This window comes from Streptomyces sp. CB02959 (assembly GCF_002803155.1).
Lineage (GTDB): Bacteria > Actinomycetota > Actinomycetes > Streptomycetales > Streptomycetaceae > Streptomyces.
The window spans coordinates 100,428-112,123 of record NZ_NNBP01000017.1 but is presented as its reverse complement, the minus strand read 5'-3'; the positions used below and the strand labels follow the sequence as shown (position 1 = coordinate 112,123).

At 70.3% G+C, this 11,696-nt stretch carries 9 protein-coding genes; all 9 read left to right on the top strand.

What is annotated here, in order from left to right; translation table 11 throughout:
* The first annotated feature begins 92 nt into the window (after window positions 1-92).
* The 9 genes from CG747_RS26065 to pssA all read left to right on the top strand — a co-directional run bounded on the left by CG747_RS26065 (window position 93) and on the right by pssA (window position 11,656).
* On the top strand, window positions 93-896 hold the full coding sequence (locus CG747_RS26065) for a TetR family transcriptional regulator (protein WP_100604370.1): 804 nt from the start codon (window positions 93-95) through the stop codon (window positions 894-896).
* An 80-nt stretch (window positions 897-976) separates the two neighbouring features.
* Window positions 977-3,469, top strand: coding sequence for an NB-ARC domain-containing protein (locus tag CG747_RS26060; RefSeq protein ID WP_100604269.1), 2,493 nt, complete (start codon window positions 977-979; stop codon window positions 3,467-3,469).
* A 396-nt stretch (window positions 3,470-3,865) separates the two neighbouring features.
* Window positions 3,866-5,203, top strand: a complete 1,338-nt coding sequence (gene ccrA / locus CG747_RS26055) for a crotonyl-CoA carboxylase/reductase (protein WP_100604268.1) — start codon at window positions 3,866-3,868, stop codon at window positions 5,201-5,203.
* Window positions 5,204-5,213: 10 nt separating this feature from the next.
* A complete protein-coding gene (locus CG747_RS26050; RefSeq protein ID WP_100604267.1) occupies window positions 5,214-7,235 on the top strand; it encodes a protein meaA in 2,022 nt (673 codons plus the stop codon).
* Window positions 7,232-8,251, top strand: coding sequence for a CoA ester lyase (locus CG747_RS26045; RefSeq protein ID WP_100604266.1), 1,020 nt, complete (start codon window positions 7,232-7,234; stop codon window positions 8,249-8,251). Before CG747_RS26050 ends, CG747_RS26045 begins: the two co-directional genes overlap by 4 nt.
* A 5-nt stretch (window positions 8,252-8,256) precedes the next feature.
* Complete coding sequence (locus CG747_RS26040) at window positions 8,257-8,781, top strand: MaoC family dehydratase (RefSeq protein WP_100604265.1); 525 nt, start codon at window positions 8,257-8,259, stop codon at window positions 8,779-8,781.
* 4 nt (window positions 8,782-8,785) lie between these two features.
* Complete coding sequence (locus CG747_RS26035) at window positions 8,786-9,991, top strand: acyl-CoA dehydrogenase family protein (RefSeq protein WP_100604264.1); 1,206 nt, start codon at window positions 8,786-8,788, stop codon at window positions 9,989-9,991.
* Between the two features lie 170 nt (window positions 9,992-10,161).
* A complete protein-coding gene (locus tag CG747_RS26030) occupies window positions 10,162-10,809 on the top strand; it encodes a phosphatidylserine decarboxylase (RefSeq protein WP_100604263.1) in 648 nt (215 codons plus the stop codon).
* Window positions 10,796-11,656: a CDP-diacylglycerol--serine O-phosphatidyltransferase gene (gene pssA / locus CG747_RS26025; RefSeq protein WP_180985712.1), complete on the top strand. Its 861-nt coding sequence runs from the start codon at window positions 10,796-10,798 to the stop codon at window positions 11,654-11,656. Before CG747_RS26030 ends, pssA begins: the two co-directional genes overlap by 14 nt.
* The last annotated feature ends 40 nt before the right edge of the window (window positions 11,657-11,696 follow it).

The following is an 11,696-nucleotide window of genomic DNA, read 5'->3' as shown; positions in this document are numbered from 1 at the left end:
CGAACGGTCGATCCGGCGGTCCGCCCCAGGTCACGGGGGCCGGGGGCGGACCGCGTGCCGCAGGCCGCAGGAATATGCAGTACCTTCCCCACATGTCCCAGCCCGCTCGCCCGCAGTCGTCCGACGCCTCCGACACCCTCACTCCCGGCACCCGCCGGGCGGCCGCGCAACGCCTCAAAATGCGCCGCGAACTCTCGGCCGCCGCCATGGAGCTGTTCGCGACGAAGGGCTACGAGGCGACCACGGTCGACGAGATCGCGGCCGCCGCGGGCGTCGCCCGGCGCACCTTCTTCCGCCACTTCCGCTCCAAGGAAGAGGCGATCTTCCCCGACCACGACGACACCCTGGTGCGCGCCGAGGCCGTCCTGGACGCCGCCCCGCCGCACGAGAACCCGCTCGACACGGTCTGCCGCGGCATCAAGGAAGTCATGCGGATGTACGCGTCCGCCCCGGCGGTGTCCGTGGCCCGCTACCGCCTCACCCGCGAGGTACCCACCCTCCGGGAGGCCGAGATCGCCTCGGTGGCCCGCTACGAGCGATTGTTCACCCGCTATCTCCTGGGCCACTTCGACGAGGGCGCGCACCGCGAGGGCGACGACGATCCACTGCTCGCCGAGGTCGCCGCGTCCGCCGTGGTCACCGCGCACAACCACGTGCTGCGCCGCTGGCTGCGGGCCGGCGCGGAGGGCGACGTCGAGACCCAGCTCGACCACGCCTTCGAGATCGTCCGGGAGACCTTCGGCGCGGGCATCGGCGCCGGCCGGACGACGTCCGCGGAGACGCCCCAGGCGACGGTCTCCCGGGAGGGCGAGGTGCTGGTCGCGGTGGCCCGCACGGACGCCCCGCTCGACGAGGTCATGCGCACCATCCGCAAGGCACTCAAGGAACAGCGCTGACCGCGGCCCGCGACCACCGGCCGGGCCAAGATCCGCCGAGCGCCTGACGGGCCCGCTCCGCTCGTGCTATCCACGGGGACGTGGAGGACGCGAGTGGGGCGGGGCCGACTCCGGGCACGCACAACGACTTCGTCGGCGGGAAGGCGCACAACGTCTACCAGGCCGGCCAGATCATCTTCGGCCCCTCCGGCGGCGGTTCCGCCGCCTTCACCGCCCCCGTCTCCCTGCCGCCCCGCCCCGGCCACTTCTACGGACGCCGCGACGCGGTGGCCGACCTCCTGGCGCGGCTGGCGCCCGGACGGCCCGAAGAGCCCGCGCGGGTCCTCGCGCTCACGGGTGAGGGCGGGATCGGCAAGTCCGCCCTGATGGCGTTCGCCGCCCATGAGGCGAAGGCACTGTTCCCCGGCGGGGTGATCGCCGAGGACGCCGGCGCCCACAGCGGACGGGATCCGCTGAGCACCGAGCAGCTGTTGCGCGGCTATCTCTTCCAATTCGGCATCCCCAACGATCAGTTCGCGCCACACCTGAGTGGCCTTCAGGCCCAGTTCCGCAGGACGATGCGCAACGCGGCCGGTCCGGTACTGGTCCTCCTCGACGACGCCGTGGCCGGGGACGACCTCTCCCCGCTGGTGCCGTCCGACGGCCGTCACCGCCTGCTGGTCACGCTCCGCACCGCGCCCGCCTCGGCGGCCGTCACGGTCCTGCCGCTGGACTCCCTCGCGCCGGAGCACTCCTTGGAGCTGCTGGCAGCCGCGTCCGCCGCCCCGGTTCCGCGGGCCGAGCTCGCCGAGATCGCCGAGCTGTGCGGCCATCTGCCGCTCGCCCTGGATGTGGCGGCGGGCCGGTTGCGGGACGCCTCCGACGGCGCCGGCCGGGTGCTGGCGTCGTTACGTCCGCCGGGCCGTCGGCTGGCCGAACTCGGCCTCGTACGGCGGGCGTTCACCGCCTCGTACCAGGCACTGCGCGCCGAGGACGCCCGGCTACTGCGCCACTTGGGGCTGCACCCCGGTGCCTGGATCGACACCGGTTCGGCCGCCGCCCTGGCCGGCGTCCCGGAGGCGGACGCCGACCGCGCCCTGCGCCGCCTCGTCCAGGCCCATCTGCTGCGCCCGGCCGGTCCGGAAGGCCGCGTCCGCTTCCACGACCTGCTGGCCCTGTATGCACGCGAACTGGCCGACGGGGAACCGGAGTCCGCGCGCACGGCCGCCGTGGACCGACTGCTGGCCCACTACGGGGAGCGCGCCGCCGAGGCCGAGGACGCATGGTTCGCCCGGGAGCGGGAGACGCTGACGGCGGCCGTCGCGGAGGCGGCGAAGCGGGGGCTGGACGGGCGGGTGGAGCCGCTCGTCCGCCCGCTGGGTGCCTATCTGGCACGCTGCGGACTGGCGGTGGACGCGTTGGCCGTGCTGCGGTCCGGGGTGCTGGCCGCACAGCGGCGCGGCGACCACGAGCAGGAGGCGGAGCTGCTGCGCGCGATGCGGCGGCAGTACCGCGCGGCGGGGTGGCCGGCGGAGGCCGAGGCGTGTGCGGAGGCGGGCCGTCTGGCCTGGGTGCGGGCGGGTGTGCAACCGGCCGCGTTCCACGACGATCTGGGGGAACAGGCGGCGGACCTGAAGGACTTCGCCGGTGCGGTGCACCATCTGGAACAGGCTCGGGCACGGTGGTCGCGGCACGAGGGACGGCAGGCGGCCGCGTCGCTGAGCGCCCTGGGCGAGGCCCTGGAGCGGCTGGGCCACTCCGACGCGGCGGCCGTGTCGTACGCGCAGGCGGCGCGGACCGCCGTCGACACCGGGGACCGCAGCGTCCAGGCGTACGTCTGGCTGAAGTCGGCCCGCCGGGCCGACGACCCGCACGAGCGGCTGTGGTTGATCGAGGGAGGTCTGGACGCGACACGGGAGTCCGGTGACGTCCGCGCGACGGTCGAGGCGCTGGACACGCAGGCCGGGGAGCTGATCGGGAACGACCGGCCGGAGGACGCCGCGCCGCTGCTGAAGGAGGCCCTCGACCTGGCAGACGAGCACCGTCTCGTGCTGCTCCAGGTGCGGCTGCTGACCCGGGAGGTGTCCCGGCTGGAACAGGCGGGGGACCTGGCGGCCGCGGCGCGGCTGCGGGCCGAGCTCGCCGCCGCCGAGCCGCCGGTGCCGCCTGCGGCGCCCGCTCCCCCGGTCCGGCACTCGGCCCGCCACGTGCGCCCGGTCCTCCTCCGCCTCTTCGCGCTCCCCCTGTGCGCCGCCGCGTGGGCCGCCGGCTGCCTGGCCCGGGCCCTGGTGTGCGGTGGTCCGGGCGCGGTGGGGCTGTGGCTCGCGCAGTGCGGGCTGGCCGCGGCCACCGCGTGGGCGGCCCGGCGGGTGTGGTTGCGCGACCGGGGCGGGCGCGCCGGCGAGCTGGCCGCGGTCGCGGCGCACCGGTGCTCTGCGGTGGCGGGCGCCGCGCTGCTCCCGGTGGGTGCCTGGGTGGGCACGCCGGTCGCCGCCGCCGGCTCGGTGGCTCTGCTGGCTCTGCACTCCGCCGCCCAGTGGTGGCCGGCTTTCCGGACCCGGCGGCTCCGCCGGAGTCGCCGGAAGCCGGTCTGACACCCCACGCCTCACCCGAATGGCGTAATGGTTCTCCGTTGGCCGTCCGCGCGCAGACCGGCACTTACCGCAACGAACCCTCCCCCGATCGGCCCATTCATTGCTCATGCGTGCCGCCTGAATGACATCTGAGAGAAATTCTTGGCACTCAGTGTCTTGTCGGCTGGCACCGGGTGTCATACGTTGTGAGTGTCCGGGCGGCCGGCGCACCTACCCAACCCTGGTGTGCCGACTGTCCCCGCAAACACTTTGCGCGCCCGGACGCCTGCGTCACAGGCACCCCTAGCGCCCACCCGCGCAATGCCAGGCACCACCGGCCGAACCGACGGCACCACCGCCGCTCCACCCCCGACGTTCCCTCAAGCCGTTTCCCACGTGCTTCGCCGGAGGCATACCGTGAACCAGATACTCGATGCGATCCTCGCGCCGGACAGTACGCGCGAAGACTTCGCCGCCCTTCCCCTCCCCGAGTCGTACCGCGCGGTCACCGTGCACAAGGACGAGGCCGAGATGTTCGCCGGCCTGTCCACCCGAGAGAAGGACCCCCGCAAATCGCTGCACGTCGAGGACGTGCCGGTGCCCGAACTCGGGCCGGGCGAGGCGCTGGTGGCCGTCATGGCCTCCTCGGTGAACTACAACTCGGTCTGGACCTCGATCTTCGAGCCGATGTCGACGTTCGGGTTCCTGGAGCGCTACGGAAAGCTCTCCCCGCTCACCAAGCGGCACGACCTGCCGTACCACGTCATCGGCTCCGACCTGGCCGGCGTGGTCCTGCGCACCGGCCCCGGCGTCAACGCCTGGCACCCCGGTGACGAGGTCGTCGCGCACTGCCTCTCCGTCGAGCTGGAGTCCTCCGACGGCCACAACGACACCATGCTCGACCCGGAGCAGCGGATCTGGGGCTTCGAGACCAACTTCGGCGGCCTGGCGGAGATCGCGCTGGTCAAGTCCAACCAGCTGATGCCCAAGCCCCGGCACCTGAGCTGGGAGGAGGCGGCGGCGCCCGGCCTGGTCAACTCGACCGCGTACCGGCAGCTGGTCTCGCAGAACGGCGCGGCGATGAAGCAGGGCGACAACGTCCTGATCTGGGGCGCGAGCGGCGGTCTCGGCTCGTACGCGACGCAGTTCGCGCTGGCCGGCGGCGCCAACCCGATCTGCGTGGTCTCCAGCGACCAGAAGGCGGAGATCTGCCGGAAGATGGGCGCCGAGGCGATCATCGACCGCAACGCCGAGGGCTACAAGTTCTGGAAGGACGAGCACAACCAGGACCCCCGGGAGTGGAAGCGCTTCGGGAAGCGGATCCGCGAGCTGACCGGCGGCGAGGACGTCGACATCGTCTTCGAGCACCCGGGCCGCGAGACGTTCGGCGCCTCCGTGTACGTCACCCGCAAGGGCGGCACGATCGTGACCTGCGCCTCGACCTCCGGTTACCAGCACGAGTACGACAACCGCTACCTGTGGATGTCGCTGAAGCGGATCGTCGGCTCGCACTTCGCCAACTACCGGGAGGCGTGGGAGGCCAACCGGCTGATCGCCAAGGGCAAGATCCACCCGACGCTGTCGAAGACGTACACCCTGGAGGAGACCGGCCAGGCGGCGTACGACGTGCACCGCAACCTCCACCAGGGGAAGGTAGGCGTGCTGGCCCTCGCCCCCGAGGAGGGCATGGGCGTGCGCGACGAGGAGATGCGCGCCAAGCACATCGATGCCATCAACCGCTTCAGGAACGTCTGAGGTCCACTTCATGACTGAGCGTCAGAAGGATCGTCCGTGGCTGATGCGGACGTACGCCGGGCACTCCACCGCCGAGGCGTCCAACGAGCTGTACCGGCGCAACCTCGCCAAGGGCCAGACGGGCCTGTCGGTCGCGTTCGACCTCCCGACGCAGACCGGATACGACCCCGACCACGTCCTGGCCCGCGGCGAGGTCGGCCGGGTCGGGGTCCCGGTGTCCCACCTCGGTGACATGCGGCGGCTGTTCCAGGACATCCCGCTGGAGCAGATGAACACCTCGATGACCATCAACGCCACCGCCATGTGGCTGCTGGCGCTGTACCAGGTGGTCGCCGAGGAGCAGGGCGCCGACATCACCAAGCTGTCCGGCACCACGCAGAACGACATCGTGAAGGAGTACCTCTCGCGCGGGACGCACGTCTTCCCGCCGGGCCCTTCACTGCGGCTGACCACGGACATGATCACGTACACGGTCAACCACATCCCGAAGTGGAACCCGATCAACATCTGCAGCTACCACCTGCAGGAGGCGGGGGCCACTCCGGTCCAGGAGATCTCGTACGCGATGTCCACCGCGATCGCGGTGCTCGACGCGGTGTTCGCGTCCGGCCAGGTCCCCGAGGAACGCCGCGGCGAGGTCGTCGCCCGGATCTCGTTCTTCGTGAACGCGGGCGTCCGCTTCGTCGAGGAGATGTGCAAGATGCGCGCCTTCGGCCGCATCTGGGACAAGGTCACCCGGGAGCGCTACGGCATCGAGAACCCCAAGCAGCGCCGCTTCCGCTACGGCGTGCAGGTCAACTCCCTGGGGCTGACCGAGGCACAGCCGGAGAACAACGTCCAGCGGATCGTGCTGGAGATGCTGGCCGTCACGCTCTCCAAGGACGCCCGCGCCCGCGCCGTCCAACTCCCGGCCTGGAACGAGGCGTTGGGGCTGCCACGCCCCTGGGACCAGCAGTGGTCGCTGCGCATCCAGCAGGTCCTCGCGCACGAGTCGGACCTGCTGGAGTACGAGGACATCTTCGCCGGATCGCACGTCATCGAGGCCAAGGTGGACGCCCTGGTGGCGGACTGCCTGGCCGAGATCGACCGGATCCAGGAGATGGGCGGCGCGATGGCGGCCGTCGAGTCCGGATACCTGAAGTCGCAGTTGGTGTCGGCGCACGCCGAGCGCCGGGCCCGCATCGAGTCCGGCGAGGAGAAGATCGTCGGCGTCAACTGCTTCGAGGGCACCGAACCCAACCCGCTCACCGCCGGCAGCGCATCCGGCGAATCCGCGATCATGACGGTGGACCCGGCCAACGAAGAGGGCGTCGTGCGGGCCCTGGGCACCTGGCGGGACAACCGCGACGAGCTGCGGGCCCAGGAGGCGCTGTCGGCCCTGAAGAAGGCCGCGGCGGGCGACACCAACCTCTTCCCGGCCACGCTGGAGTGCGCCCGCGCAGGCGTGACGACCGGCGAGTGGGCCTGGGCACTGCGGGACGTCTTCGGCGAGTTCCGGGCCCCCACGGGCGTCTCCGGCGCGCCGGTGGCGGTGACCGCGGAGGCCGGCTCGACACTGGCGGCGGTCCGCGAGAAGGTCGCCAGGACCGCGGCCGACCTGGGCGGCGGACGGCTGCGGCTGCTGGTCGGGAAGCCCGGCCTGGACGGGCACAGCAACGGCGCCGAGCAGATCGCGGTGCGCGCCAGGGACGCCGGCTTCGAGGTCGTCTACCAGGGCATCCGGCTCACCCCGGAGCAGATCGTGGCGGCGGCGGTCGCCGAGGACGTGCACTGCGTGGGGCTGTCGATCCTGTCGGGGTCGCACGCCGCGCTGGTGCCGGACGTACTGGACCGGCTGCGCCGCGCGGGCGCCGGCGACCTGCCGGTGATCGTGGGCGGCATCATCCCGTCCGCGGACGCCGCGGCCCTGCGCGAGGCGGGTGTCGCCGCCGTCTTCACCCCGAAGGACTTCGGAATCACGGAGATCATCGGCCGTATCGTCGACGAGATCCGCACAGCGAACCGACTCGACCCGTTGGAGGTCCCCGCATGACCGCCCGCCCGTCGCCCGCCACCACCCCGGCCGGAAGTCACTCCGCTCCTGCCACTTCCGTGGTTCAGCGGCTGCGTCCGCGCCGTTCGTGTCTGGCGGTGCCCGGCAGCAACCCCCGCTTCCTGGAGAAGGCCCAGGGCCTCCCGGCCGACCAGGTCTTCCTGGACCTGGAGGACGCCTGCGCGCCGCTGGCCAAGCCGGAGGCGCGCCACACCATCGTCAAGTTCCTCAACGAGGGTGACTGGGCGGGCAAGACGCGGGTGGTGCGGGTCAACGACTGGACCACCGAGTGGACCTACCGGGACGTCGTCACGGTCGTCGAGGGCGCCGGCCAGAACCTCGACTGCATCATGCTGCCGAAGGTGCAGGACGCCGCGCAGGTGACCGCCCTGGACCTGCTGCTGACGCAGATCGAGAAGACCATGGGCTTCGAGGTCGGCCGGATCGGCATCGAGGCGCAGATCGAGAACGCCAAGGGCCTGGTGAACGTCGACGCGATCGCCGCCGCCTCGCCCCGCCTGGAGACCATCATCTTCGGCCCGGCGGACTTCATGGCGTCGATCAACATGAAGTCCCTGGTGGTCGGCGAGCAGCCGCCCGGCTACCCTGCGGACGCCTACCACTACATCCTGATGCGCATCCTGATGGCGGCCCGCACGCACAACCTCCAGGCCATCGACGGCCCTTACCTCCAGATCAAGAACGTCGACGGGTTCCGCGCGGTGGCCGGCCGGGCGGCCGCGCTGGGCTTCGACGGGAAGTGGGTGCTGCACCCGGGTCAGGTGGAGGCGGCCAACGAGGTCTTCTCGCCGTCGCAGGAGGACTACGACCACGCCGAGCTGATCCTCGACGCGTACGAGTGGTGCACGTCCGAGGCGGGCGGGAAGAAGGGTTCGGCGATGCTCGGCGACGAAATGATCGACGAGGCGAGCCGCAAAATGGCACTGGTCATCGCCGGAAAGGGCCGGGCCGCCGGCATGGCCCGCACGTCCACTTTCGAAGCCCCGGAGGCATGAGCGCAATGCAGTTCGGCCGTACCTACGAAGAGTTCACCGTCGGCGACGTCTACAAGCACTGGCCGGGGAAGACGGTGACCGAATACGACGACCACCTCTTCTGCCTGCTGACCATGAACCACCATCCGCTGCACATGGACAGCAACTACGCCGAGCGGACCACCGACTTCGGGAAGAACGTGGTCGTCGGCAATTACATCTATTCGCTGCTGCTGGGCATGTCGGTGCCGGATGTCTCCGGAAAGGCCATCGCCAATCTGGAGATCGAGTCGCTGAAGCACGTGGCGCCGACGTTCCACGGCGACACGCTCTACGGCGAGACGACGGTGCTGGACAAGACGCCGTCGAAGTCGAAGTCCGACCGCGGCATCGTGTACGTCGAGACCAAGGGCTACAAGCAGGACGGCACCCTGGTCTGCGTCTTCCGGCGCAAGGTGATGGTCCCCACGGCCGAATACATCGAGAAGCGCGGCGGCGAGCAGCCCGGCCGCCCCGAGCTTCAGGCCCCCGCGGCCCGGAAGGAGAAGTGACCAGATGGCGCGCCTCGCACAGACCGACGGTCTGACCGACATCCAGCGGGAAATCCTCTCCACGGTCCGGGATTTCGTGGACAAGGAGATCATCCCAGTCGCCACGGAGCTGGAGCACCGCGACGAATACCCCACCCAGATCGTCGAGGGCCTGAAGGAACTCGGCGTGTTCGGGCTGATGATTCCCGAGGAGTACGGCGGGCTCGGCGAATCGCTGCTCACCTACGCGCTGACGGTCGAGGAGATCGCCCGCGGCTGGATGAGCGTCTCCGGCATCATCAACACCCACTTCATCGTGGCGTACATGCTCAAGCAGCACGGCACGCAGGAGCAGAAGGACTATTTCCTTCCGAAGATGGCGGCGGGTGAGATCCGGGGCGCCTTCTCGATGTCGGAGCCGGCACTGGGTTCCGATGTTTCGGCCATTTCCTCCAAGGGCGTGCGGGACGGTGACCACTACGTTCTCAACGGCCAGAAGATGTGGCTCACCAATGGCGGCTCGTCCACTCTCGTGGCGGTGCTGTGCCGAACGGACGAGGGCCATCCGGAGGGCACTCCCCCGCACAAGTCGATGACGACCTTCCTGGTGGAGAAGGAGGCGGGCTTCGGCGAGGTCCGGCCGGGCCTGACCATTCCGGGCAAGATCGAGAAGATGGGCTACAAGGGGGTCGACACCACCGAGCTGATCATGGACGGGCTGCGCATTCCGGCGGACCGGGTCCTCGGCGGCGAGACCGGGCGTGGCTTCTATCACATGATGGACGGCGTCGAGGTGGGCCGGGTCAATGTGGCCGCACGCGGCTGCGGTGTCGCCCAGCGCGCCTTCGAGCTGGGCGTGTCGTACGCGCAGCAGCGACACACCTTCGGCAAGCCGATCGCCCAGCACCAGGCGATCCAGTTCAAACTCGCCGAAATGGCGACAAAGGTGGAGGCGGCGCATGCCATGATGGTTAATGCCGCACGCAAAAAGGACTCCGGCCAACGAAACGACCTTGAAGCAGGCATGGCGAAGTACCTGGCCTCCGAATACTGCAAGGAGGTGGTCGAGGACGCCTTCCGCATCCACGGCGGCTACGGCTTCTCCAAGGAGTACGAGATCGAGCGCCTCTACCGGGAGGCCCCGATGCTGCTGATCGGCGAAGGCACGGCCGAGATCCAGAAAATGATCATCGGCCGCCGGCTACTTGAGGAGTATCGAATCCAGGGCTGAACGTCCCTTTTGGGGCGTTTCCTGGTAGATAAAGATCACACCGCGTCATCGTTCTTCGGCCACGGATTGGCTCTGGCTCTTGGCCAGTTGCCGCTCGCAACCGATAGCATCCCAGGAAAGCCGCCGTCCCCCGTATCCATACGCGGCATCCTCCGCTACGAAGGTCATCCATGCCCCACAGCCAATCCTCTGCACAACGCGGTCGCGTCCGCCTCGCGCGCGGAGCGTCGCCGTGGCTCCTCCCGACCGTGGCAACGGCAGCGGTCAGCCTGGCCCGTTCCCGTCGCTCGGGACGCTGGGCTGCCGTCGCCGTGCCCACCACCGCACTCGCGGCGGGCATGCTGTGGTTCTTCCGCGACCCCGAGCGAGAGATCGCTCAGGGGCGCGTCATCTCTCCGGCCGACGGCGTGGTGCAGAGCATCATGCCGTGGAAGGACGGCCGCACCCGCGTCGCGATCTTCATGAGCCCGCTGAACGTCCACGTCAACCGTGCGCCGCTGGCCGGCACGGTGACGTCCGTGGAGCACATCCCCGGCGGATTCGTTCCGGCGTTCAACAAGGAGAGCGAGAACAACGAGCGGGTCGTCTGGCACTTCGACACCGAGCTGGGCGACATCGAGATGGTGCAGATCGCCGGCGCGGTCGCCCGCCGCATCGTCCCCTACGTGCCCCAGGGCACCAAGGTCGAGCAGGGCGAGCGCATCGGTCTGATCCGCTTCGGCTCGCGGGTGGACGTCTACCTCCCGGAGGGTGTCGAGCCGGCCGTCGAGGTCGGCCAGGCCACTACCGCGGGGGTGACTCGCCTTGACCGTGATTGATCCCGAGACGCAGGCGGGCTGGGCGCCGGAGAACGACGGGGACGACGATGACATGCCGCTGTCGACGCGGTTGTCAATAGCGGACACCCTCACGCTCGGCAACGCCATCTGCGGCTTCATGGCCGTGTACTTCACCACCACCGGCGTCCTCATCCCGCACCTGACGGGGACCGAGGACGGCGGGATGGCGCGGCACAGCGCGGCGATGGCCGTGATCCTGATGCTGCTGGCGTCGGTCTTCGACCTCTTCGACGGGCTGGTGGCGCGCAAGCTGCGGGCCTCGGCGATGGGGGCCGAGCTCGACAACCTCTCCGACCTGATCAGCTTCGGGCTGGCCCCCGCGTACTTCGTGGTGACCTGGGGCATGGTCGCCCAGGACGCGCACCAGCGGGTGTCGGTGGTCGCCGCGGTGGTGGTCCTGCTGGCGGTCGTGCTGCGACTCGCCCGCTTCTCCTGCGTCACGATCCGTGACGGCATCTTCCAGGGTATGCCGAGCCCGTTCGGTGCCCTGACCGTCGTCGCCATCGTCCTGCTGGAGCTGCCGTTCCTGCCGACCCTGCTGGCGATCATCGGGGTGGCCTGGCTGATGGTGAGCCGGGTCGAGTACCCCAAGCCGCGCGGCCGGCTCGCGGTGGCGATGCTCAGCTGGATCGTGCTCAGCATGGGCATGCTCGCCGCCTGGGCCCTGGACGCCCCCGGCGGTCAGCTGCTGCTCCAGACCGGCTGCTCCCTGCAGGTGGTCCTGGGCGCGATGATCCCGCTGTTCGCGACGGCCCGGAGGGTCAACACCTTCCGCGACAACCGCCGCGAGTCGCGCGCCGAATCGCGCGCCGCGCACCAGCCCTGACGGGCGCCCACCGAGAACGCCGAGAGGCCCCGAGCGGAAC

Excerpts from the sequence above, each read along its gene's own strand:
- CG747_RS26045 (WP_100604266.1), top strand. The coding sequence starts at position 7,232 with ATGACCGCCCGCCCGTCGCCCGCCACCACCCCGGCCGGAAGTCACTCC.
- CG747_RS26050 (WP_100604267.1), top strand. The coding sequence starts at position 5,214 with ATGACTGAGCGTCAGAAGGATCGTCCGTGGCTGATGCGGACGTACGCC.
- CG747_RS26040 (WP_100604265.1), top strand. The coding sequence starts at position 8,257 with ATGCAGTTCGGCCGTACCTACGAAGAGTTCACCGTCGGCGACGTCTAC.
- CG747_RS26065 (WP_100604370.1), top strand. The coding sequence starts at position 93 with ATGTCCCAGCCCGCTCGCCCGCAGTCGTCCGACGCCTCCGACACCCTC.
- CG747_RS26030 (WP_100604263.1), top strand. The coding sequence starts at position 10,162 with ATGCCCCACAGCCAATCCTCTGCACAACGCGGTCGCGTCCGCCTCGCG.
- CG747_RS26035 (WP_100604264.1), top strand. The coding sequence starts at position 8,786 with ATGGCGCGCCTCGCACAGACCGACGGTCTGACCGACATCCAGCGGGAA.